This is a genomic window from bacterium (assembly GCA_040754625.1).
Lineage (GTDB): Bacteria > JACRDZ01 > JAQUKH01 > JAQUKH01 > JAQUKH01 > JAQUKH01.
Genome location: JBFMCF010000041.1, coordinates 1 through 24,302, shown reverse-complemented (window position 1 = coordinate 24,302; position 24,302 = coordinate 1). Strand labels below are relative to the sequence as shown.

General features: G+C 38.4%; 27 protein-coding genes, 1 tRNA gene and 1 pseudogene. All 29 read left to right on the top strand.

Going from position 1 to position 24,302, the window contains the following annotated elements; all coding sequences use genetic code 11:
- The first annotated feature begins 127 nt into the window (after positions 1 to 127).
- Positions 128 to 235 (top strand): annotated as a pseudogene (locus AB1498_03450) (gas vesicle synthesis protein GvpA).
- Positions 236 to 390: 155 nt separating this feature from the next.
- Positions 391 to 1,026, top strand: a complete 636-nt coding sequence (locus AB1498_03445; protein MEW6087333.1) for a hypothetical protein — start codon at positions 391 to 393, stop codon at positions 1,024 to 1,026.
- A 71-nt stretch (positions 1,027 to 1,097) separates the two neighbouring features.
- A complete protein-coding gene (locus AB1498_03440; GenBank protein MEW6087332.1) occupies positions 1,098 to 1,763 on the top strand; it encodes a hypothetical protein in 666 nt (221 codons plus the stop codon).
- 15 nt (positions 1,764 to 1,778) lie between these two features.
- Entirely contained in the window at positions 1,779 to 2,708 is a 930-nt protein-coding gene (gvpN, locus tag AB1498_03435) for a gas vesicle protein GvpN (protein MEW6087331.1), read from the top strand.
- On the top strand, positions 2,705 to 3,010 hold the full coding sequence (locus tag AB1498_03430) for a hypothetical protein (GenBank protein MEW6087330.1): 306 nt from the start codon (positions 2,705 to 2,707) through the stop codon (positions 3,008 to 3,010). The genes gvpN and AB1498_03430 overlap by 4 nt, the downstream gene beginning before the upstream one ends.
- Positions 3,011 to 3,095: 85 nt before the next feature.
- Entirely contained in the window at positions 3,096 to 3,623 is a 528-nt protein-coding gene (locus AB1498_03425; GenBank protein ID MEW6087329.1) for an Hsp20/alpha crystallin family protein, read from the top strand.
- A 33-nt stretch (positions 3,624 to 3,656) separates the two neighbouring features.
- Entirely contained in the window at positions 3,657 to 4,592 is a 936-nt protein-coding gene (locus AB1498_03420) for an ArsA family ATPase (GenBank protein ID MEW6087328.1), read from the top strand.
- A gap of 6 nt (positions 4,593 to 4,598) precedes the next feature.
- The gene (locus tag AB1498_03415) at positions 4,599 to 6,818 is read left to right on the top strand and encodes a CDC48 family AAA ATPase (GenBank protein MEW6087327.1); all 2,220 of its coding nucleotides are present in this window, start codon (positions 4,599 to 4,601) and stop codon (positions 6,816 to 6,818) included.
- A 175-nt stretch (positions 6,819 to 6,993) separates the two neighbouring features.
- Positions 6,994 to 8,046 (top strand): GvpL/GvpF family gas vesicle protein, encoded by a 1,053-nt coding sequence (locus AB1498_03410; protein MEW6087326.1) that lies wholly within the window; start codon positions 6,994 to 6,996, stop codon positions 8,044 to 8,046.
- 20 nt (positions 8,047 to 8,066) lie between these two features.
- Positions 8,067 to 8,987, top strand: coding sequence for a GvpL/GvpF family gas vesicle protein (locus AB1498_03405; protein ID MEW6087325.1), 921 nt, complete (start codon positions 8,067 to 8,069; stop codon positions 8,985 to 8,987).
- A gap of 217 nt (positions 8,988 to 9,204) precedes the next feature.
- Positions 9,205 to 9,720, top strand: a complete 516-nt coding sequence (locus AB1498_03400) for a hypothetical protein (GenBank protein MEW6087324.1) — start codon at positions 9,205 to 9,207, stop codon at positions 9,718 to 9,720.
- The gene (locus tag AB1498_03395; GenBank protein ID MEW6087323.1) at positions 9,717 to 10,760 is read left to right on the top strand and encodes a hypothetical protein; all 1,044 of its coding nucleotides are present in this window, start codon (positions 9,717 to 9,719) and stop codon (positions 10,758 to 10,760) included. Before AB1498_03400 ends, AB1498_03395 begins: the two co-directional genes overlap by 4 nt.
- Positions 10,761 to 10,819: 59 nt before the next feature.
- Positions 10,820 to 11,587, top strand: a complete 768-nt coding sequence (locus AB1498_03390; protein MEW6087322.1) for a GvpL/GvpF family gas vesicle protein — start codon at positions 10,820 to 10,822, stop codon at positions 11,585 to 11,587.
- A complete protein-coding gene (locus AB1498_03385; GenBank protein MEW6087321.1) occupies positions 11,587 to 11,826 on the top strand; it encodes a gas vesicle protein GvpG in 240 nt (79 codons plus the stop codon). The genes AB1498_03390 and AB1498_03385 overlap by 1 nt, the downstream gene beginning before the upstream one ends.
- 94 nt (positions 11,827 to 11,920) lie before the next feature.
- Positions 11,921 to 12,175 carry a hypothetical protein gene (locus tag AB1498_03380; GenBank protein ID MEW6087320.1) on the top strand — a complete coding sequence of 85 codons (255 nt, stop codon included), beginning with the start codon at positions 11,921 to 11,923 and terminating at the stop codon, positions 12,173 to 12,175.
- A gap of 2 nt (positions 12,176 to 12,177) precedes the next feature.
- Positions 12,178 to 12,993: a GvpL/GvpF family gas vesicle protein gene (locus AB1498_03375; GenBank protein MEW6087319.1), complete on the top strand. Its 816-nt coding sequence runs from the start codon at positions 12,178 to 12,180 to the stop codon at positions 12,991 to 12,993.
- A gap of 130 nt (positions 12,994 to 13,123) precedes the next feature.
- Complete coding sequence (gene gvpJ, locus AB1498_03370; protein MEW6087318.1) at positions 13,124 to 13,657, top strand: gas vesicle protein GvpJ; 534 nt, start codon at positions 13,124 to 13,126, stop codon at positions 13,655 to 13,657.
- An 84-nt stretch (positions 13,658 to 13,741) separates the two neighbouring features.
- Positions 13,742 to 14,014 (top strand): hypothetical protein, encoded by a 273-nt coding sequence (locus tag AB1498_03365; protein ID MEW6087317.1) that lies wholly within the window; start codon positions 13,742 to 13,744, stop codon positions 14,012 to 14,014.
- A gap of 10 nt (positions 14,015 to 14,024) precedes the next feature.
- On the top strand, positions 14,025 to 14,330 hold the full coding sequence (locus tag AB1498_03360) for a gas vesicle protein (protein MEW6087316.1): 306 nt from the start codon (positions 14,025 to 14,027) through the stop codon (positions 14,328 to 14,330).
- Between the two features lie 71 nt (positions 14,331 to 14,401).
- Complete coding sequence (locus AB1498_03355) at positions 14,402 to 14,629, top strand: hypothetical protein (GenBank protein ID MEW6087315.1); 228 nt, start codon at positions 14,402 to 14,404, stop codon at positions 14,627 to 14,629.
- Between the two features lie 210 nt (positions 14,630 to 14,839).
- Positions 14,840 to 16,060, top strand: coding sequence for a peptidylprolyl isomerase (locus AB1498_03350; protein ID MEW6087314.1), 1,221 nt, complete (start codon positions 14,840 to 14,842; stop codon positions 16,058 to 16,060).
- Positions 16,061 to 16,167: 107 nt separating this feature from the next.
- Entirely contained in the window at positions 16,168 to 17,217 is a 1,050-nt protein-coding gene (gene pdxA, locus AB1498_03345) for a 4-hydroxythreonine-4-phosphate dehydrogenase PdxA (protein MEW6087313.1), read from the top strand.
- An 84-nt stretch (positions 17,218 to 17,301) separates the two neighbouring features.
- Positions 17,302 to 18,093: a 16S rRNA (adenine(1518)-N(6)/adenine(1519)-N(6))-dimethyltransferase RsmA gene (gene rsmA / locus AB1498_03340; GenBank protein ID MEW6087312.1), complete on the top strand. Its 792-nt coding sequence runs from the start codon at positions 17,302 to 17,304 to the stop codon at positions 18,091 to 18,093.
- On the top strand, positions 18,090 to 19,523 hold the full coding sequence (locus tag AB1498_03335; GenBank protein ID MEW6087311.1) for a VCBS repeat-containing protein: 1,434 nt from the start codon (positions 18,090 to 18,092) through the stop codon (positions 19,521 to 19,523). The genes rsmA and AB1498_03335 overlap by 4 nt, the downstream gene beginning before the upstream one ends.
- Before the next feature lie 53 nt (positions 19,524 to 19,576).
- Positions 19,577 to 21,004 carry an ABC transporter substrate-binding protein gene (locus tag AB1498_03330; GenBank protein MEW6087310.1) on the top strand — a complete coding sequence of 476 codons (1,428 nt, stop codon included), beginning with the start codon at positions 19,577 to 19,579 and terminating at the stop codon, positions 21,002 to 21,004.
- 139 nt (positions 21,005 to 21,143) lie between these two features.
- Complete coding sequence (gene serS, locus AB1498_03325; protein ID MEW6087309.1) at positions 21,144 to 22,421, top strand: serine--tRNA ligase; 1,278 nt, start codon at positions 21,144 to 21,146, stop codon at positions 22,419 to 22,421.
- Positions 22,422 to 22,594: 173 nt separating this feature from the next.
- A tRNA-Ser gene (locus AB1498_03320) sits at positions 22,595 to 22,684 on the top strand.
- Positions 22,685 to 22,849: 165 nt separating this feature from the next.
- A complete protein-coding gene (locus tag AB1498_03315) occupies positions 22,850 to 23,131 on the top strand; it encodes a four helix bundle protein (GenBank protein MEW6087308.1) in 282 nt (93 codons plus the stop codon).
- A 163-nt stretch (positions 23,132 to 23,294) separates the two neighbouring features.
- Positions 23,295 to 24,302: transposase (locus AB1498_03310; GenBank protein ID MEW6087307.1), on the top strand; the 1,008-nt coding region annotated here is incomplete at its 3' end.

Sequence of the window (24,302 nt, the reverse complement as noted above, 5' to 3'; positions counted from 1 at the left end):
TTTTATTCACTTGAAATGCCCTTTTTTTTGGTTGTTATGTCTTTTGACAAAATCATTTTAACCAATAGAATTGGGCATTTCAAGTCCTTTTTCGCTTTTATTTCAAAAAATTACGCTTGTGTAAGGCTTAGTGGGTATTGAAATACTCGCGGTCGAGGCCAGAGTAGTGGTAGCGTCAGTTGAAACTTATCTGAAATATGCTGAGGCTATCGGGTTAACAGCAACAGCAGCCTAAGCAATTGGGCGGTGAATGAAGGGCTTCTTGCCGGATTATCCCTTGCCAAATGTCACCCTCTGTCAAAAGTAAGGCATAGTTCGCCAAGGAATTCCTTTTAAACTCGGAATTGTAAACAATGGCAGTCACAATTTATGAAGATTTAATGGAAAATTATGCTTTTAACAGAAGAAATAAAAGACACCGTTATTAATAATGTCCTCTCTTCTTATGAAGATAAGATTGAAAATATTGGAGAGATTTTCCAGGATTCCTTTCTTGGTACAAAACAAGAAGTCGAAAAAATTAATAATGAATTGAGAGATATTCTCGCCAGAAATTCGTCTTTAAGAAAAAAAGATTTTGACCAGATAATGTTCGGCGCTTTTTCTTTTCAGGTAAACATAGAAAAAGAGATAAGGGATTTATCAAGGACATATTTTGATGAACAAAGAGAAATGGCAAAAGGCCTGAGGGAAAATTTAACGAAATTTAAAGAATCTCTCGCGAGAGGTGAGGTCCGGAGAATACAGGAATTTCAGGATATGATAAGAGAAATTCTTATCAAACAGGAAGAAAGAAAAAATGAGGTTACCTTTAAACTGAGGGAATTTCGAAAAGAACAAGAAGTGGTGACAAAGAACCTCAGAGGTCTTTTAGCTAAAGGGAAAGAGCTTCGGTTAAATGACCTCAAATTAATGCTTCGGCAATTCGATACCCGGCATAAAGAACGGATGCTGCATCATAAAAATAGAAAAGAAGATATTCGCGGGAAACTATTAGAATATAAAAAAAAGCGGGCACAAAAATAAACAAAAAAACTCTCCCTTGATCCCCCTCTTTAATTAAAGAGGGGGTTGGGGGAGTTAAAAAAGGAGAAAAAATGGGAATAGCTGAAGGAATGAAAAATATTGTGGAAAATATCGTTGATTCGCATAACGACCGGAGAAAAGAAATCAATAGTGTAATAATGGATACAAAAAATATTTTAAAAGAGGCACGGACAACCTTGCAGAATTTCAGCAGGGAACGTAAGATAAATGCTTCCGAGCAGGCAAAAAAATTAGCTGGTTTTACGGCTGATTTAACAAAAAATGTGGGTGATATGCTTAAAAAGTTTAACAAAAAACATGAAGAAATGAGTGAAGAGCAAGCTAAGAATTTGGGTATTTTTATGGGGAGATTGGAAGATGATGTTGAAAAATTAAAAACTGGCGTAGGCCTAATGTTGAATGATTTTAGGAAGAATCGTAAAAAGACCGCCTCCGAACTGAGAGAAAAGCTTGCTAAAGAAGTAGCTGATATTAAGGCTCATGTCAGCGGGCTTTTAGATGAAGCGGATGAACTTATTAGTGATTATAGGTCAGATATGAAAGAAGCCAAAGCGGCATGGCAGGGGATGCCTTCTGCTCTGGCTAAATCTGGAAAAACAGGTATAAAACCAAAGATTGAAGCAGGAGAAAAGGTAACGACTGTTGAAAAAATTATTGAGAAGAAACCTGCTGAGGATAAAATTGAAAAGAAAGCTGCAAAGAAAAAGAAAAAATAGGGGAGGTAGATAACAATGGTTGATGAAATGACTACAGTATTGGATCCAAGGCCTATGCACGACTTTGTGGAAACAAAGTATATAAAAAATATCAGTAACAGGGCGCTTTCCTATATCAAGGCGGGGTTTCCGGTTCATTTCAGAGGCGCATCCGGGACAGGCAAGACAACACTTGCAATGCATATAGCAAGTAAGATTCAAAGGCCGGTGGTAATGATACACGGGGATGAAGAATTTAAGACATCCGATCTTGTCGGCGGCGAATATGGATACAGGATGAAAAAGGTTGTGGACAGATTTATATCAAGGGTTTTGAAAACAGAAGAAGATATGGTAAAACACTGGGTGGATAACCGATTGACCATTGCCTGCAAGTATGGATTTACATTAGTATATGATGAATTTACACGTTCCCGGCCGGAGGCAAATAATATACTTCTTTCTATTTTGCAGGAAAAGATGATGGATTTGCCGGTGGGAAGGAGCGGTGATGGACCGTATTTAAGAGTTGATCCGAATTTTACCGCGATATTTACATCTAATCCTGAGGAATACGCGGGCGTGCACAGGAGTCAGGATGCCCTTCGCGACAGGATGATTACCATGGACCTGGATCATTTTGATTATGAAACAGAAGTAGCCATTACAAGATCAAAATCTCTTCTGGAAAAGAAAGACACGGAAATAATAGTTAATATTGTCCGTGGTTTGAGGGATTCCGGGAAATGTGAATTTGCGCCGACTATTCGCGGTTGTATCATGATTGCCAGGACCCTGAAGGTTCAAAATATTACTCCCGGAAAGGCTAATGGGGTTTTTAAGCAGATGTGCCAGGATATTCTGGCATCCGAAACAAGCCGGGTTGGATCAAAAACAAATCAAAGCAGGGTCCGGGATGTTGTTAAAGAGATAGTTGAAAGAGAACTGGGAGGTGAACAAAAATGAAAGGAATGTTAGAAATATCCAGTGTTAGAGATATAAAGAGTATTCACTCCGCGGGTTTAAGGGCTATTCCTAAAATTCAAAGATCAAGTTATTTGGAATTATATATGTTTAAAAGAGAAAAGGATAGATTGGAAAAAGAGATTTTCGCGTTAGATAAAAGAAGAAATACAGCAAGCAGGATGTTAAACGGCCTTTATCAGCGGATTGAAACACTGGAAAAAGAAATACAGGAAGAAGGAAAAATTAAAACCTATAGGAATATACCGACAAAACCATTGAAAACAATGGCGATAAATTATTGAGGGGTCGGGAGTTTCGACCACTCATCCTGAGGAGTAAAACGACGAAGGATCTCAAAAGATTTATGTCCTTCAACAGGGGGTAAATATGGCAAAAGAAAAGAAATCCGCCACAGGCGGAAAGAACGAAGTTCATGGTTTTGATTTTGGTATTGGCGGATTATTTAAAGGGCTTGAGAAATTACTCGATCTGGCCGGTAAATTAGAAGAGGCAGGCGGCGAAATAAAAAAAGAAGGCGAAATCGATTTAAGCCATCTTAAAAAGGGTATGAAGGGCGTATTTGGTTTTTCCGTAAAGACAGCTACAGGAAAAACTGTAGTTGAGCCATTTGGCAATATCAAAAAGACACCTAAAGGCCCCAACGTTTCCGAGGAAAGAGAGCCGATAACCGATATTTTTGACGAAAAAGAAGAGCTTAAAATTTACGCGGAGATGCCGGGTGTGAATGAGGAAGATATAAAGATAGATTTAAAGGGGGATATTCTCGAAATTTCTGCAAAAACAGGGGATAGAAAATATCATAAAGAAATTTTACTGTCAACAAAGATAAGGCCTGATACAATGAGTTTTTCCTATAAAAACGGTATGTTAGAGGTAAAATATAAAAAAAGTTAAATTGTATAAAAAGCAACTGAAAGGAAGGGTTGGGTGAACGGATTAACCGGTTTAACAGAGACCCCATTAAAGTTAATCTTGTTTGGCGGAAAAGGCGGGGTTGGGAAGACAACCTGCAGTGTAGGCACGGGCTTATATTTATCTGAGGGGTTGAAGACACTTCTAATCTCGACAGATCCGGCGCATTCACTTGGTGACAGCCTGGGCCAGGAAATAGGTGATAATGTGCGGCAGGTAAGGGGTATTACAAATCTAAGTGCCATTGAAATAAGCGCAGAAAAGGCGCTTTCTGGATTTAAGGAAGAATACGAATCCCAGATAAAGAAAATTTTAGGGACATCTACTTATTTAGATGAAGAAGATATTGGTTCTATTTTTTCTTTATCCATTCCGGGTATAGATGAGGTCATGGGGTTTAAAACCATCATTGATCTCATTAACGATGCTAAATTTGATAAATATATTGTGGATACAGCGCCTACGGGCCATGCCTTAAGGCTTTTAACATTACCCGGGCTTTTGGATGAGTGGATCAAGGTTATGGCAAAGATGAGATGGAAATACAGGTATACGGTTGAAACATTTGCCGGTGAATATAATCCTGATGAAGGTGATGATTTTATCTTGCAGATGAAAAAGACAGTTAAAAAAATCGAAGAGCTGCTTCGTGATAATCAAAGGTGTGAGTTTATCGTAGTAACAATCCCTGAGGAAATGGCTGTTTTGGAAACAGAAAGATTAATAGAGAGTTTGACTAAATATGGGATAGCAGTAAAACAGATGGTTATTAATAATATTTTAGAATGGAATGATTGTGAGTTTTGCAGAGAAAGAAGAAAAGTGCAGGAAAAATATATAAATCAGATAAAAAAGAAGTTTGGAAATTTACAGATAACTAATATACCTCTGCAGGCGCAGGAGGTTAAAGGAATAGACAGTTTGAATAATTTTAAGAAGTGGTTGTTTTAAGTAATTATGAAAAAAAGTTTAACTTTAAAAACAAAAGAGGCCTTATCCAAGGATGTGGGCAGGGCAATTGTCCGGATAGATCCTTGCGATATGAAGGCAATTGGATTAGAGGTGGGTGATATTGTGGAACTTCAAGGCAGGAGAAGAACACCTGCCAGGGTAACGCCGTGTTATGTTGAGGAACGGGATAAAAAGATAATCCAGATCGATGGGATATTGCGGGAAAATGCTCAAGTAGGGCTTGATGAGAAGGTAAAGATTCAAAAGGTTGATTGTAATTTGGCAAGTAAAATAGTGCTTTCCAGCCTGAATGGATCAGGTTTTTTAAGGAAAGATTCTGTTAAGGGAGAGGATACGCAGTATCTCGGGTCTCTTATAGAAGGGCTTCCTTTAATTACAGGGGATAGGATCAGGGCCGCGTTATTCGGATCAAAGTATTGTGAGTTCAGGGTGATAGAAACTATTCCTTCAAATGTAGTTCTGGTGGGCCCCACTACACTTATAAAGATGGAGTCAAGGGAAACAAATGGACATTCGAAGGCCAAAATTTCCTATGAAGATATAGGCGGATTGAGCCTTCAGATTCAAAGGATCAGAGAGATGATAGAATTGCCTTTGAGATACCCTGAGGTTTTTGAAAAGTTAGGGATTGACGCACCGAAGGGTGTTTTACTTTATGGTCCGCCCGGGACGGGAAAAACATTGATTGCCCGCGCGGTAGCTAACGAAACAGATGCTTATTTTACCCATATTTCAGGGCCTGAGATAATGGGAAAGTTTTACGGTGAAAGCGAGGGCCGTTTGAGAGGTGTGTTTGAGGATGCTCAAAAGCATGCGCCCGCGATTATTTTTATTGATGAGATAGACGCGATAGCATCCAAAAGAGAAGATATGGGTTCTGAAAAGCAGGTTGAGAGACGTGTGGTAGCCCAGCTTTTGTCTTTATTGGATGGTTTAGAAAAACGAGGCCATATTATAGTCATAGGTGCAACAAATATTCCAAATACACTTGACCCCGCGCTGCGAAGACCCGGCAGATTTGATAGAGAGATTTCTATTCCCATACCTGATAAAAATGCAAGATTGAAAATTCTGGAGATTTATACACGCGGGATGCCATTGTCGGAGGGGGTGAATCTCGAGAGATTAGCTGATATCACCCATGGATTTGTAGGAGCTGATTTAGAGGCATTGGCAAGGGAGTCGGCTATGTCAGCCCTTCGTAAAATTTTTCCGCAAATTGATTTTGGAAAGGCATCCATTCCTTATGATAGTTTAATGAACCTGGAAGTGACAATGGATGACTTTTTAGAGGCGATGAAAGATGTCGAGCCCTCAGCAATACGAGAGTTTTTTATAGAAGTGCCTGATATTAGATGGGAGGATGTCGGTGGATTAGAGGATATAAAAGAAGAACTGAAACAGGCAATAGAATGGCCGCTTAAATATTCAGATGTTTTTAATAAAACAGGGACGAATCCTCCGAAAGGGATTTTACTTTATGGGCCTCCTGGCACAGGAAAGACCCTTTTAGTCAAAGCCGCGGCAACTGAAAGCGGGGTTAATTTTATCTCTATAAAAGGGCCTTCTCTGGTATCCAGATATATAGGAGAGAGTGAACGGGCAATCCGTGAGGTATTTAAAACCGCGAAACAGGCCAGTCCCTGTATTTTATTTTTTGATGAGATAGATGCCATTCTGCCTAAACGGGGTTCTTCATCTGCGGACAGCAATGTTTTAGAGCGTATTATCAGCCAGTTTTTGACCGAGATGGATGGAATCGAGGAACTTAAAGGTGTGATAGTTTTAGGTGCTACCAATAGGTTAGATATTATTGATCCCGCGATTTTAAGGAGCGGGCGGTTTGACCTTTTGCTTAATTTACCACTGCCTTCCGAAAAAGACAGGGAAATGATATTTAAAATACACACCAGAAATAAACCTCTGGCGGATGATATGGATTTAAGGGCAATGGTAAAGCAGACAAAAGATAAGACAGGTGCTGATATTGAGTTTATCTGCCGGAGGGCATCGATGCTGGCGATAAGGGAATACATTGAAGAGCAAAGAGCAAAGGGCATAGAGCATGGAGCAGATAGCAAGGAAGTAAGGGCGAGGTTGCCTCGCCCAAACAAAGAATATAGCTCAGAATTAAAAATAGCAAAGAGACATTTTGAAGAGGCGATTAAATTAGTGACGCTTAGCTATAATTTACTTGCCAAGTAGGCTTCGTAAATTATCTGCTCATTAAACAAGGAGGATTAAAATGGTAAAGATTATTGAAAAGATTAAGAATTTATTCAGGGGCAAAAAGAAAGGAGAAGAATCCAAACCCCAACAGGAAAAGCCTAAAGCAGAAGAACCTAAACCGGAAAAACAGAAATAATTCAGGCAGAGTTTTATGGCTAAAACAGGAAAATATATTTATGGAATAATAAATTCCAATACAACATTACATCTCTCTGTCCCAAAAGATTTTCCCGGAAGTGAAGGCTCAAGTAACGGCGTTTATACAATTCCTCATCATGATATTTCGGCAATGGTTAAAGATTGTGAGATATTTGATTATACATCTGTGCCTGATGACATTGGTGTCAGGATGCTACTTAAGCATCAGGCGGTTATTGAAAGAATTATGAATTCCGGGATCGCGGTCATCCCTGTCCAATTAGGAACATTTATTGAGGATGAGATTGAGGTTAAACGTGTTTTAGATAAAGGATATAACCTCATAAAAGAGATTTTGGATAAAATAAACGATAAGATAGAGATTGATGTCGCAGTTACATGGCATGATTTTTCTTCATTCATAAAAGAGATAGGCGAAGAAAGTGAAATCAGGGAATTTAAGGACAGGCTTCTGGCTCACTCTACAGAAATAGCCACAGACGATCGGATAATAATAGGGAAAATGCTTAGCAAGATATTGGAGGAAAGAAGGGAAAAATATTCTTCAAGGATACATTATTTTTTAGACAAGATTAGCGCTGGTATAAAGGCTCACGACGTTATGGATGATAAGATGGTTTTAAACTCCGCTTTTTTAATAAATAAAAAAAATTTAGAAAATTTTGAGAAAGAAATAGAATTGTTAAATACTGCATTTGACAATAAATTAAATTTTAAATGTATAGGGCCGTTGCCTCCTTATAGTTTTTATACACTTGAAATTAAAAAATTGCTTTTTGAAAAGATAGATTGGGCAAGAAAAAAGCTCAGACTTATTGACAGTTCTGTTACCAGGGATGAGATAAAAAAGGCATATCAGGCACTAGTTGTTACTTTCCATCCTGATAATAACCCGGATATTCCCGGCATTGAAACTCAATTTGAAGATATAACAAACGCGCATGAGATTTTAAAGGAATATTGCCAGGCAGGTCAATACGGTGCCTGCTCTTTTATTGAAGAGGAATTTAATAAAAATGCCCTGTTAGTAAGAGTGAAGGTGTGAATGCGTAGAAGCGTGGATGCGTGAAAGAGTTTTTTCTGCCGCATCAACGCCTTTACGCTTCCACGCATATACTTGATTTAAGGAAGAAGATGGCAAAAGAAGGTAAATATATTTATTGTATCATTAGAACCTCGCAAGAAAGAAATTTCGGCCCTATAGGCATAGGAGGCAGAGGGGATGAGGTTTTAACCATCGGTTATGAGGATTTAAGCATGGTTGTAAGCAGTCATCCTGTGATTAAGTTTACGGTAAACCGGGAAAATGTTTTAGCTCATGAGAAGGTAATAGAAGAGGTAATGAAAGAATTCGATAGTGTGCTTCCTGTCAGGTTTGGCACTGTTGCAGTAACTTGCGATGAAATAAGAAACCTTTTAGACAAGAGATATAGAGAATTTAAAAATGCGCTGATTAATGTGGAACATAAGATAGAGTTAAGTGTTAAAGGAATATGGAAAAATATGGATAATATTTTTAAGGAGATTACGGGCGAAAATGAGGCGATTAAAAAACTAAAGAAAGAGATTCACCCCCACACCAAATCTTCTATTTCTATAAGTAAACCTTCTGCTGAGAATTTGAATTTTGCGCCTAAAAGTTCTACTCAATCCGATAGTCAATTTGGTGTGGGGGTTCAAGTCAGAATAGCGATTGGACAGATGGTTGAGACGGCTCTGCAAAATAAAAAAGGCGAAGAGGCAGACTCAATAATAGATATTCTGAGAAAAACGGCCTGCGATTATAAAGTTAGCAGGACCATAGGTGATGAGATGTTTATGAATTCCGCGTTTTTGGTGGATAAAGGCAGGGAGAAGGAATTTGATAATATAATGCATGATTTAAGTGAGGAATATAAAAGCAGGATAAAGTTCATGTATACAGGGCCTCTGCCTGTATTTAATTTTGTAAATATTGTTATTTATCCTGAGGAGTGGGAGAAATAAGTGAGATCCAGACTTATGGAGTGAAACGAACATAAGTCTGTTGATCGAACTTACCCCGCACTTATTTTTAAAAAAAACTTTATCTCAAACTATAAGATTAATCTCGCAAATATCCCATTGTATAACTTAAAACTTAGTTGCAAAAATAAGTGCGGGGTTAAATTCGGCCAAATAACTTAGTTTCACTTACGTTCACTAAGTTATGGCCTCATTTAAAATGTTATCAGGAACGGAAGTTGATATTGTAAACTGTGTTGCCCGATTAAAGACGGCAACAAAGGAGCAGATAAGAAGAGAGATAGATTTTTCCCCGGCTTATATAGATTTTTTATGCCGGTATTTAATCAGAAAAGGTTATCTGATATATTCTGACAAGCGTTATTTTTTAACAAAAGAAGGAATAAAGACATTATTAGAAGAAGAGATTCCAAAGATTGATAAAGAGTCGATAAAAAATATTATCTGTGAGTTATCTAAAAATATCAGCGAAGAGTTGAAAAAGACAGTAGAAGATATTAAGTTCCCTGTTTATACCGGAGATAAAAAAGAAGAAGAAATAAATCCGGGAGGGAAAATAAAAATAAAGACAGATTTTGATTTACACATTGAAGACGAAAGCCTGGGCTTAGAGAGCAATATTAGTGAAATTGGGGCCAGGCTCGAGAGGGAAAAATCAAATATCGATAAATCAGTTGAATTGCTAAAAAGAATGCCGAAAGGAGAAAAGAAATGAGGAAGACAAAATCGGTGGGAAAAGAGGAACTTAGTCAGCGTCTTCATAAAGGCAAAGGGGTTGATATTGGAACAATGTTTGTAAAATGCGCCCTTAAAGAGGGTGATGCGATAGTTTTTCGTTCGCAGCGAAATGCTTTTTTTGAAGTTGATCATACTGATTTTACCAAAAAAATACTTAATAATTCAAATGTAAAATATATTGTAAAAGATAACAAACTTTATGTAATCGGCGATGAATCTTTGCAATTTGCCAATATGTTTAATAAGGAAACAAGGAGGCCTTTATCACGGGGAGTGATAAGCCCCACAGAAAAAGAGGCGCTGCCTATAATGGAACTATTAATAAAAAGTGTGGTGGGGGAACCCGTTTGCGAGGGTGAGATAGTCTATTTTTCTGTCCCGGGTGAACCGTTAGATGCCGATTTCAATGTTATTTACCATATAAAGACGATTGAAGGATTTCTTAAGGCGCTGGGATATACTCCCAAACCGGTTAATGAAGCGCACGCGGTTATCCTATCGGAATTAAGCGAGGAAGATTTTACGGGAATTGGACTTTCTTTTGGCGGGGGCATGGTTAATGTCTGTTTGAGTTTTATGTCCGTGCCGATTTTTAAATTTTCTGTTGCCAAGTCAGGGGATTGGATTGACCAGCAGGTTGCAATGGCCGTGAATGAAACAGCCAACCGTGTATCAGCCGTCAAGGAATCTTCACTTGATTTAAACAAGACGGGAAACCTTAGTAAAATTGAAAGCGCTTTATCTATTTATTATAATCATCTGATTGAATATGTTATTGAAAATATAAAACAGGAATTTACAAAAGCAAAAAAAATGCCGCAAATCACAAAACCAATAACTATTATTTTATCAGGAGGCACTTCATTGCCTAAAGGGTTTTGTCAGAAATTTAAAGAAATTTTAGATCATTTAAAATTACCCATACCGGTTGGTGATATTAGAATGGCAGGCCAGCCTTTAAGGTCTGTGGCCAAAGGCGCATTGGTAGCGGCAAGTGTGGATGAGGATAAAAAATAAACCCCCATATCAAATTTACAGAAATAGAAGATTCGGTGTGTGGGAAAATGGAGGTAACTTTGAAAGAAGGTAAATATATTTATTGTATAATCCAAACTGCAGAGTCGAAGACTTTCGGCCCGCTGGGGATTGGCGGCAGGGGTGATGAATTATATACTATTTGTTTTAAGGATATATCCGCGGTTGTGAGCAATTCTCCCATAATGAAGTATCCTGTGTCGAGAGAAAATATGATTCTCCATGAGAAGGCTATTGAGACGGTAATGGCAAAACATACGGTTTTGCCGGTTCGTTTTTGTACCATTGCCGAAGATGAAAAAGAGATTAAAAGGATTTTAGTAAAAGAATATGATAAATTTAAAGATTTACTAAATGAGTTTATTGGAAAAAGGGAGCTGGGATTAAAGGCGGTTTTTTTGGCCAAAGGCGGGAAAGGAGATATTTATAGCTATATTCTGGAAAAATATCAGGATATAAAAGTGTTAAAAGAAAAAATCCAAGAGATGTCTTTTGAAAAAACTTACTACCAACGCATGGAAATAGGAAAGATGGTGGAAATTGCTTTAGAAAAGGAAAAAGCAAGCATAAAAAATGAAATTTTAAATACACTTTTGCCGTTAAGCCTGGATGTGAAAGTTAATAATACTTATGGCGAGCTTATGCTTATCAATGCCGCTTTCTTGGTAGAAAAATCTAAAGAGACAGAATTTGACTTAAAGGTTCAGCAATTGGATGAAAGATATGGTAGCGATGTAAAATTTAAGTATATTGGGACATTGCCGCCGTTTAATTTTGTAAACCTAACAATTAGATTAGAGGGATATTAGTGTTTATTATTGATGATATATTATTAGCGCCACTAAAAGGCATAATCTGGATAGGTGAAAAGATTAATAATGTTATAGAAAAGGAACAATCGGACGAGGGGCTTATTAAAGAAAAACTTATGGAGTTGCAATTGCGTTTTGAATTAGACGAAATAAGTGAAAAAGAGTATGAAGAAAAGGAAAAGGAGCTTTTAGAACAGTTGGATGATATAAGAAAACTAAGGGAAAGAGAAGATTAAGATAACGCCCCCTTGATTCCCCTCTTTAATTAAAGAGGGGGTTGGGGGAGTTAATCTGGAATATGTCGCTTTAATTTTTATAAGGAGTATAAATATGGCCAATATAGATGCGGTCAGGAAAGCAGTAAATGAATTTTTGAAAAAGACGCTCAATGTTAAAGACGTGAAAGTTATTAAGGCGGCAAAAGCAGGTTTAGGATGGGATATTGAAGCAGAGGTATATGAAGAGAGTTCTTTTATAAAATCACTTGGACTTTCTACAAAAGTGCAGGATAGAAATATCTATGCAGTTAAATTAGATGAAAATTTAGAGGTTCAATCCTATGAGCTTCATGGACGAGGAGAATAGTTGTGGATGGATTATATCTTTATTGTATTAGAGAAAAAACAGATGATAAAAAGGCATTTTCAACAAAAGGCATTGACGGGGAAAATGAGGTTTTTATTTTTGGACATCGTGAATTGGAGGCTGTAGTAAGCAAGGTTCCGCTGGAAGAATTTGCATCGGATAAGATTCAGAAAAGTGCCCGGGAAGATTTGAATTGGATTAAGGGAAAGGCCGTTACCCATGGACGGATTATAGATGAGGCGATGAAGATGGACGACAGGTTTTTGAGCCTGATACCAATGCGATTTGGCATTATTTTCAAGGATGAAACAGGGCTAAAAACATCATTAGATAAAAATTATCCCGGGATTATGGAAATATTAGAAAGAATTCGCGGGAAACAGGAATGGGGTTTAAAGATTTATTTAGAAAATAAAGAAAAATTTAGAGATGAGATAAGAAGAAAAAATACGCTGATAAAAATAAAAGAAGCGCAAATAAGCTCTTTACCGGAAGGAGCGGCTTATTTTATGGAAGAGGAATTGGAGGATATTGTTTCCAAGGAAATGAATAAAGAATTAAATAATATTGCGGAGTCCATTTTTAAGGATTTAAAAGAACACGCGGTGGATTCAGTTAAATGTAAAATTTTACAAAGAGAGCTAACCGGTAAAAGTGAAACTATGGTTTTAAATGCCGCTTATTTGGTTTCCGGGGAGAAAATTGGAGATTTTAAAAAAGGAATCGAAGATTTAAACCAAAAAATTCAGATGAAAGGATTTTCCCTTAGATATAGCGGGCCCTGGCCGGCATATAATTTTACATCGTTAGAGATATAAGTAATGTCAAAAATAGATTTTCCCCTTTTTTTTTAAAGAGGGGATTAAGGGGAATTCGGGTTTAAAAAAAGAGGAGGAGTAATAGAAGAGAAAAGTCAGGAAGAGGGAAATTGATTAGAGGTATAATAATATGATTAATAAAAATGATAAGGTTACATTGGTAGATGTCTTAGATAGAGTTTTAGAAACAGGGGCTGTTATTAATGGAGAGATGGTTTTGAGGGTAGCGGATGTGGACCTTGTTTTTTTGGGTTTAAGGCTTATTTTGACATCGGTTTCAAAAGCAGAAGAGCTGTCAGGGAAAAGTTTTAGTAATCCGGATAAAGAATTTACCCCTGAAGATATGGAGTATATAGAAAGATTACAAAGGGAGATAAGAAGAGCCGAAGAGAATATTCCCAAACTTATTGAGTTTGATACCCCCCGAAAGACAGAACAGGGGCTGGCCAAATTAATCTTGAGCATTGTAGAACTAATCAGAAGGCTTATGGAAAAAGAGGCATTTAGAAGGGTAAAGGGGAAGACACTTTCTCCTGGAGAGGTTCAGAAATTAGGGTTGAGTCTTAAGGCGGTTAAAATGAAGATAAAAGAGATTCAGGCAATATTTGGTATTGAGGATGAAGAATTAAATTTAGATTTGGGACCATTGGGAAATTTAATGTGAACCCCTAATAGAAAATGGGTAATCTGAATAATTTCCAGTTAAGTGTGAGTAATGGCAGCACTTCTGGCGGGGTGAGGAAAAATTATGTATAGCGGAAATAAAGTTCTTGAGATATTAAATTGCGGAATATTCCAAAAACAGGAGCCGGTTATAGAAGAAATAACCAATAAAATTAATAGGACAAGCGAGCCAAACCAAAAAATAGAATATGCAAAAGATTTATTAGAAGAAATAAATCTTCTTTTAATGTGCCCGGAATATCATGAGAGAGATTCTGATTGTAAGACTTGTCACAATATCAACAACCTGCGAAAGATGGTCGCTGAATTAATTATGATAACAAAAAAATTGATATAGGAGAGAATTTATGTCAGAACAAAAAATGATGCATGCTACAGAGGCTACTAATCTTGCCGATATCCTGGAACGTGTTCTGGATAAAGGAATAGTGATTGCGGGAGATATCAGAATCCAAATTGCCGATATTGACCTTCTCACTATCAAGATAAGGCTTTTAATCGCGTCTGTGGATAAGGCCATGGAGATGGGTATAAACTGGTGGCAGCAGGATTCTTATTTATCCGCGAAGGCAGGAGAATCCGAGATGGAAAAAGAAAATAAATCGCTAAAGAAAAGACTGGACATTTTAGAGGGAAAAAATAAACCCAGTTAGAAATTAAAAAAAGTTATGAAATAAAACAGGTAATAAAGTAATTGAAGGGACGGGGAATTCCGGAGACAATTATGTGCAGAATTTTTTCAGGTACTGATTCAATTCTTAAAAAGCTGGTAGAAGCATATAATGGGGCTAAAGGTGTTAAAGAAAAGCAATATTGCGCTGAAGATATCTTAGTTGAGGTAGAAACTTTATTATTATGTCCGAATTATAATAATGAGAATTCTGATTGTCTAAAATGTCATTCTATGTCACGGAATTATATTCAAAAGTATGAATGTCTTGTTTCTAAATAATTTTCTTGTCAGCTTGTTCCAGTCATTTTCATTATTCTCTTTTTTAAAAATTTTTAAAAATTCAAAATTTTGGTTTTTGTCAAGGTTATGATATAATTTGCAAAAATACGTGAAAGTGTAAATGCGTAAAAGCGTTTAAGCGTTAAAATTTTTTGTTTCGCGTCTACGCATTCACGCATCTACGCTTTTACACTAATATTAGGAGGAATCATGAAACGCATTTTAATCATAATCGGCATATTTTTGTTTTTCAGCCTGCCTGCCTCGGCCAAAATCATCGAGATGATAGCAGCGAAGGTAAATGGCGAGATCATTACCCTGAGCGACCTGGAAAATGAACTGGCGCAGATAAGGGAGCAGGTCAAAAAGGTTTATCCGCCGGAAGAGCAGGACAATGCCTTCAAGGTTGAACAGAAAAAGATGCTGAATCTTCTTATTGAAAATAAACTTATTTTGCAAAACGCCAGGAAGGCGGGCATTGATATCGCGCCGGCTGAAGTCAACCGTTATCTTGAAGAAGCGGTAAGCAACATGAAAAAAAATTTCCCTGATGAAAAAGCGTTTGAAAACGCTTTAGCCGAAAGACACACAAATTTTTCTGAACTGCGAAGGGCCTACAGAAGCAGGATCGAGGAAGAATTGGTAATCCAGAGATATGTTGAACAGGAGGTTAAATCAAAGATAGAAGTAAGCGAAAAAGAGGTTGATGATTATTTTGAAAAACAAAAGGAAGAAGTCAGGGCGAAACACATATTGCTTAAAACAGAAGAAGAGGCAAATGCGGTATTAAATGAAATCAAAAGCGGCAGGGATTTTGATGAGCTCGCGAAAGAAAAATCCCAGGGGCCCTCGGCGGAAAAAGGCGGCGATCTCGGGTATTTCCGCAGGGGCGATATGCTCCCTGAATTTGAAGAAAAGGCGTTTCAGATGAACAAGGGTGAAATTGCGGGCCCCGTAAAAACCCAGTTCGGGTATCACATAATCAAGCTTGAGGATAGAAGGGTAATTGTGCCGGGGGAGAGAATCCACGCGTATCATATTGTGACTAAAACTTCCGAAGAAGCAGATGCCCTGCTTGAAAGATTGAAGAAAGGGGAGGATTTTGAGACACTCGCGAAAGAAAAATCCATAGGCCCTTCCGCCAAAGACGGCGGGGACCTGGGATTTTTTAAACGCGGGGACATGGTATCTGAATTCGAAAATGTGGCCTTTAATTTAAAGGCCGGGGAATTAAGCGATATTGTTAAAACAGATTACGGCTATCATATTATCAGGGTGACCGCCAAAGAGACCCTTTCTCCGGGGGATATCCTGGCAGTCAAGTCAAATATAAAAAATAAATTATTCCAGGACAAAATGGAAAAGGTTTATTTTGAATGGATTGAGAAACTAAAAAAAGAGGCGAGTATTGAAATTAAGCTGGCGGAATAGATCCGTGATACGTGTTTCGTTGTCCGTGATCCGTTTTTTATGAATCGCCCTACGCATCACGAACCACGAGTCACGGACAACGGTTTACGACTGAAAGGAAGAACGGGGTGAACAAACCTGTAATTGGCATTACTATGGGCGACCCGGCGGGTATTGGGCCTGAGGTTATTGTAAAAACCTTATTAAAAAGCAATATTGGCAAATTATGCATTCCTTTGATAATCGGCGGCAAACGGTTTATCGAAAAAGAAATTTTAAATTTGTGTAGGGGCACAAAATTTTGTGCCCCTACGATCAATGTTGTGAATCGTATTGAAGGCACCAAGGATGAAGCCGGCGTCATAAACATTTTTGATTTACATAACGCCGATCCGAGAAAAATACCAATCGGGCGGGTGAGCGCTTCAGCCGGGAAAGCCGCTGTAGAATATATTGACAAAGCCGTCGAACTTGTTAAATCAGGAGGTATTCAGGCAATTGTTACCGCGCCGATTAATAAAGAAGCGGTCCATCTCGCGGGATTGAAGTTCCCGGGGCATACGGAATATTTAGCGCATCTTATAAATACAAAACACTTCGCTATGATGCTTGCGGGAGGGAATTTAAGGGTTGTGCTTGTCACGACGCATCTCGCCATAAAATATGTCGCAAAAAGTTTAAATATTGAAAACGTTTATTGGACGATATTTGTAACGTATAAAAGTTTACAGAATCGGTTTGGAATAAAAAGGCCGAAGGTCGCGGTTTGCAGTTTAAACCCTCATGGGGGAGAAGGCGGATTATTCGGAGATGAAGAAAAAAGAATTATCATCCCTGCGATAAAAAAAATAGAAAAACAGGATATTAAAGTTGACGGCCCATTGCCTTCGGATACTCTGTTTGTCAAGGCAAATAAAGGCTTGTATGATGCGGTTGTCTGTATGTATCACGACCAGGCCTTGATTCCTCTTAAAATGGCATCATTCGGGAAGGCAGTAAATATCACGCTTGGCCTTCCGTTTGTTCGGACATCCGTTGACCACGGGACCGCGTTTGATATCGCGGGGAAAGGCGTAGCTGATACGGGAAGCATGGAAGAGGCTATAAAATTGGCGACAGAAATAGTAAAGAGCATAGAGCATGGCGAAAGAGAGTTTCCATTGACAATTGAGCATTGACAATTTGAATTATAAAAATACAAATAAATATAATTGTCAATTGTTAATAGCTAATTGTAAATTGTGAATGTGAAAGGAAGCGACATGGGCAGCCGTTTGGGCCAGCATTTTTTACGCGATGAAAAGATACTTGAGCAGATTGCCGATACAGCGGAGATTGCAAAAGATGATCTTGTTATTGAAATAGGCGCGGGCAAAGGACAATTAACAAAACATCTTGTCCAAAGGGCCAAAAAGGTTTTAGCGGTTGAGCTTGACGAACGTCTTGTAAAATATCTTTTGTCCCTGAAATATGACAATTTAAGTATAATAGCCTGTGATATTTTAAAACTGGACTTACCGGCATTGATAAAAGAAAACGGGTTTGAAAAGGCGGTAATAACCGGGAACATCCCTTATTATCTGACAAGCCCCCTGGTTGTAAAATTAGTGGAGGGCAGGAAAAATTTTCCCCTTATTGTGCTTTTGATGCAAAAAGAAGTGGCTGAAAGATTAAGCGCGAAGCCGGGGACAAAAGATTATGGCTCGCTAAGCATATTTACGCAATTTTATACAGATGTTGAAACAGCGGGTTTTGTCGGTAAAAATAAATTTTTACCGCCGCCGAAAGTAGATTCGGCGATTGTGAAATTAAAGACAAGGGAAAAACCGCTGATTTCGATGAATGACGAAGATACTTTTTTATCTTTTGTCAGGAAATCCTTCCAATTCAGGAGAAAAAAGGCAGTCAAGGTTTTGGCATTGAATTTAAACAGAGAAAAAGAGGAAATTGAAAAAGTATTCAGCTTACTGGGATTTAATGAAAATTTGCGGGCCGAGGATTTACCGGTTTATGATTTTTACGCGTTATACAAGGCATTGGTTTTAAAAATATGAATAATTTAACAAAAATACTTTTAATTATATTGTTTACCGGATTATCTCCCGTATTATCGGCAGATGAGATAAAATTCCAGGAACTGGCGAATGATTTGGTAAAAGAAGTTGTTTCTGACAGGAAAGGCCAAAAAGCTGTTTTTCTCGGATTGGCACCTGTTAATCCGCCTAAGGCGGACGTTTTTTCAAATACAATATCCAGTCTGTTTATTTCTGAATTAAAAGAAACTAAATTATTGTTTCCTGGAGAAAAAGAATTGAGTGAATTAAAAAACAAGCTGGGTATCAGCAAATATAACGGTTTTATAAACGCGGAACTCGCGCGCGAGATCGCGAATAATTTATCAATGGAAATAGTCATTACAGGCAAGATCATGGATTTGGGTGAAAATGTGTATTTCAATTTCCAGGTATTTAACGGCATGACGGGAGATATGTTAGCTCTTATAGAAAAGGAAATAAAAAAAGACGAAAAAATCAGCCTCCTTTTACAGACAGAAGTGGAAAGACTGAGATTCAACCTGCCGGAAGATTTTTTAACATTAAAAAGGGAAGTGCATTTTCCGGATGAAATTACGGATTTTGAGATCAGCGATATTGATAATGACGGCATAAATGATTTTATCGCTTTAACACCCCAGTATGTAAGGGTTTTTCACCTTGATGTGAATTTTGAAGAGGTTATGTCTTTACCATATTCGGTCAATCCTGATATTCAAATAAAATCAAGGGAAAAAACAGGCCGTATTTTTTTAACGGATGTTAACCGTAACGGTAAAAAAGAAATAACTTTATCAGCTTTTAAAAGCAATGGCGGAGAAATTTTTGAATGGAATGAAGGGCAATTCCAGAAGATAGCCGAATTGAAAGACAGGGTTGTCGCGGGGATTGGGAAAAAACCTTATGTGTCTTTGCTTCTCGGGGCTTACCTGGGCGGAAGAAACTATTACAGCGGTGAAGAGGTAAAACACCTGCACATTGATTCAATGGGGAAATCATGGTTTTCAGATATTTATTTGCCGGTTGATTTCTATTCTCTGGCGGTGATAATTCCCGATAAATTTAAGGAGAAAAAATGGTGTCTCTTGGATAATAACGGCGCTCTTTTTGTATTTGGTTTGGATAAGAAGAAGATATGGCAGAGCGGGGACATGTTTGGAAATTATTTAGAAATTTTTGATTTTGATGATGACGGCAGGCCGGAATTAATCATGGCTTCAAATGAGCCGGTAACAAAAGAATCTTTTGATTTTATATATATTCTCGAATGGAATGAAATAGGGCCGGTTCTCAAATGGAAAAGCCCGAAAATTGAAGGAAGTATTTTGAAATTCCACCTTGGGGATATTGATAATGACAAACGGATGGAGTTTGTGACGATGACCCTGAAGGGTGAGAAGAATTATATTCAGATTTACGGAATTAAATAAAAGCCTCCCCTGGTCCCCTCCTTAAGGAGGGGACCAGGGGTAGCGGAGAACCAATGTTTAAAAAAATAATTTTGATAATCATAATGTTAAATTGCGGCGTCAACGCCGCGTCCCTTCCCAGATACGGCGGGACTTTAAAAATAGGTATTGACTCAATACCCCAAACTCTCGACCCCGCGAACGCGGTAGGCCCTTTTGAGAAGGAAATATGTTCTAAAATTTATAATACACTGCCGGAGGTGACTAAATCCTATAATAATTTAAAAGATGGTTTAGCATGGATTTTTTATATTTTACCCGGGATACAGTTCCATAATTCAAGGGTATTGACCGCGTATGATGTTAAAGGAAGTTTTGAAAGAGTTATAAACCCGAATACAAATTCACCATACAGTTATATATTTAACGCTGTCCAGGGGGTTGAAGAATACCGCCTGGATGCCGCGGGTGAGGTAATTGGAATCAAGGTTTTGGATGCTAATTCCCTGGAGATTAATTTAAGGTATTTTGATAATTCGTTCTTTCAGAATTTGTCTCTTTGCGCGGGTTCAATTTTGCCCATGGAAAGCGTTAATGAACCTGGAAGTGAATTTTTTGACGCGCCGGCCGGAAGCGGGCCGTTCAGGTTTGCCGGCAGGGATGAAAATGAAATAATTTTAGAAGCAAATGAAGAGTACTTTGAAGGCAGGCCGTATCTGGATGATGTAAGGTTCAGTGTTTTTTCAGAAGAAGATTTTAAACCAGCAGGGTCTTTTTCAGTTAATAATGCCGCCTCAGTTTTTTTAGGGATTAATCATCAAAACAAGGTGCTGGAAAATGGATTTTTGAGAGAGGCAGTTGGTCTCGCGATTGACAGGCAGAAGATTAAAGAAACAATTTCTCCTTCACTTGAGATTTCCAACAGGGGAATTACGCCTGAATTATTGGAGTTACCCAAAAAAGATTTTATTTTCAATCCCGAAGAGGCAAAGGCAATTTTAGGCCATGAAGAATACTCAAGCGTCAAAAATGAATTAATAATGCTTTATGTGCCGGATAAACCGGTGGAAGTTGCAAAGATTGCCGGCGAAATATGGAATGAGCTGGCAGCGGTCGGTTTTAACGTCCAGGTGGAAATAAGGCCAAAAGATAATTTTGTGCAGGCCCTTATGGAAAACAGGCCGGGATTATTTTTATGTTCATTTATATTCGAGAACCACGAATTAAAGAATTTTTATGCTTATATTTTTAACCGGCTTTTGCCCTATACATTTTACAGCCCCGAAAAATTATTAAATCTTTACCGCCTGGCTGAACAATCAGCAGATAAAAATGAGGCGGTTAAATTTTATGAGGAAATTGAAAATATAATGTTTGAGGAAAGACCGTTTATTTTTATCGGGCATTTACCATACAGCGTTTTATATGAGCCAAAACTTATGGATTTGGAGACCGATTTCCTTAAATTGAAATTGAATTCAAGCTGGATTTTGCCGGAATAATGATATAATATCTGCTTTAAGCAGATATTATCGTGATGCGTGACTCGTGTTTCGTGATACGTAATATAATGAAACGAACCACGGAAAACGGATCACGAACAACTAAAACCGAACAACGGATAACGGATCACGGGGAAAAATGTTAGACGTGAAATTTATCAGAGAAAATTTAGATAAAGTAAAAGAAGCCCTCGCAAAAAGAGGAGACACTACAAGCCTGGACAGGTTTCTTGAAGCGGATAAGGAACGAAGAAGCCTGCTGAAAGAGGCGGAAAACTTAAAACAGGAGCTTAATAAAGTTTCAAAAGAGATCGGAAGGCTGAAGGCTGAAGGAAAAGACGTAACTGAAAAATCGGCAGGGATGAAAGATGTTTCCCGGAAAATAAAAGATTTCGACAGGCAGATAGCTTGTAAGGATGAAGAATTAACAGGGATTTTACTTTTTATCCCGAATATTCCTGATGAGAGCGTGCCGTTCGGCAAATGCAGTGATGATAATAAAGAAGTGAGGCAATGGGGTAAAATCCCAAAATTAGATTTTACGCCCCTTTCCCATGTTGAATTGGGTGAAAAACTCGGCATTATAGATTTTGAACGCGGTGCGAAACTCAGCGGCGCGCGCTTTGTGCTTTATAAGGGTTTTGGCGCGAAATTGGAACGCGCGCTTATAAATTTCATGCTTGACATGCACACAAAAGAACACGGTTACACGGAAGTTTTGCCGCCGTTTATGGTGAACCGCGCGTCAATGACAGGGACGGGGCAATTGCCTAAATTCGAGCAGGAGCTTTTCTGGTGTGAACGGGATGATTTGTTTTTGATCCCGACCGCGGAGGTCCCCGTGACAAACATCTACCGCGATGAAATTTTAACTGAAGATAAACTGCCTTTAAAATATACGGCTTATACACCGTGTTTCAGGCGTGAAGCAGGTTCATACGGGCAGGACACAAAAGGATTGATACGGCTACACCAGTTCAATAAAGTCGAGCTTGTTAAGTTTTCCCATCCGGATAATTCATTCGATGAGCTGGAAAAATTAACAAATGACGCAGAGGATATTTTAAAGCGGTTAGAACTTCCATATCGTGTGATAACATTATGCACCGGCGATATGGGCTTCGGCTCAGCCAAGACCTATGACATAGAGGTCTTGGTGCCGAGCCAGAATAAATACCGGGAGATTTCATCCTGCAGTAACTTTACCGATTTTCAGGCGCGCCGCGCGAACATAAAGTTCCGTGCGAAAGACGGAAAATTAAAATTTGTCCACACGCTTAATGGCTCAGGCCTGGCGGTTGGGCGGACGGTCGTCGCGATTTTAGAAAACTATCAGCAGAAGGATGGAAGTATTTTAATCCCTGAAGTTTTACGGGAATATATGGGAGGGATTAAAACAATTAGCAATGTTCAATAAACAGTTAACAATTGATAAAAAATAAAGATAAATGATTATTGTTTATTGTTAATTGGTTTGCGGAGAGATGGCCGAGCCCTGCACCATATGGTGCAGGGCGAGCGGTTGTCCGCCAAAGGCGGATAAAATGGCGCGGTCTTGCCTGTCCGCCTCTGGCGGAAAAACCAAGGTTCGGAGAGATGCGTGAGTGGCTGAAACGGGCGGTCTTGAAAACCGCTGTGGCCGTAAGGTCGCCGGGGGTTCAAATCCCTCTCTCTCCGCCATTTTTGCTTCGCAAAAATGGCAGAGCAATCGAGAATCGAAAGTTGAAAATAGATTAAGAAAAAACTCGATTGCGGTCAAATCTCGATTTTCGATTTTCAAACTATGACATTTATATTTGAAAAATTAGATGTTTATCAGAAAGCTGTTGACTTCGCAGAGAAGATCTGCGAACTGATGAAAGATTCCCAAAAAGGGGTAATTATTATTTAGCGGATCAATTAAACCGGGCATCGTTATCAATATCAGCAAATATTACTGAAGGTAATGGTAGATTTCATAAAGCTGATAGGACTAATTTCTTTAGGATCGCACGGGGATCAGCGTTTGAATGTGTTCCGATTTTAGAGATATGTAAGCGCAAGAAGCTTATTACAAACGATCAAAACGAAAAGTTGAAGAAGGAAATCGAAGATATATGTAAAATGTTATCAGGGTTGATGAATTGACCCGCTTACAATTTGCTTAGGAAACAATAAAATGTTCCTTAAAAAAAAGGTCGTTAAAAATACTGTAGGAACTTAGGAACTGTAGGAACTTAGAGGAACTTAGGGGACGGTGGTGCAGGAAGTGCTTGACAAGTAGTAAAAGTTAGAATAATATATAACCATTATGTCAAGAGGACCAAGATTAGACGCTCCAGGAACTTTGCATCACATAATAGCAAGGGGAATAGAGCGGAAAGAAATATTCAAAGATAAAATCGATTATCAGGACTTTCTAAAAAGGCTTGAGATAACGGTAGAAAAATGTAATTTGGAAATATACGCGTGGGTATTGATTCCTAACCATTTTCATCTTTTGGTAAAAACAAAAGATATTCCGCTGTCAAAAGCCATGAGAAAACTGATGACAGGATACGCGGTAAATTTCAACAGGCGGCATAAACGGAATGGATATTTATTTCAGAACCGCTATAAATCAATTTTGTGTGAAGAAGAGCCATATTTGCTGGAACTTGTAAGATATATACATTTAAATCCATACAGAGCCGGGTTGGTAAAGAGCCTTGAAGAGCTTAATAAATATGGCTGGAGCGGGCATTCGGCGTTAACCGGCAAGCTTGAAAGGAAATGGCAGAAAACCGGAGAAGTATTATCGTTGTTCGGGAAATATAGAAATAAAGCAAGAACAAGTTATCGAAGATTTATGGAAGAAGGTAAAAATCAAGGGAAACGATCAGAACTGACAGGCGGCGGATTAGTAAGAAGCGCGGGCGGGTGGTTTGAAGTATTGGCGCTGAAACGTCAGAAACTGGCGATGGCATCTGATCTGCGAATTTTGGGAAGCAGTGATTTTGTGGAAGAAATATTGAAAGAAGCGGAAAAGAAAGAGCTTGAAACTCTAAGGTTTAAAAACCGAAAAATTGGTATAAAGGAACTTTCTGAAAAGGCGGTTAAAATTTTTGAGATTGAGATGACAGAATTAATTTCAGGCAGTCGCCGGGAAATAGTTCGGAACGCGAGGAAAGAGATAGCTCAAATAGCGGTAAAAAAATTAGGGTTAAGCGGCGCAGAGGTTGCGCGATATTTAGGCGTGACGTCATCTTGTATAAATAGAATTGTGGGGCAGGGGGGAATAGGCATAGAAGGGGAGATAATCTTAAAGGAGCTTGGCGGG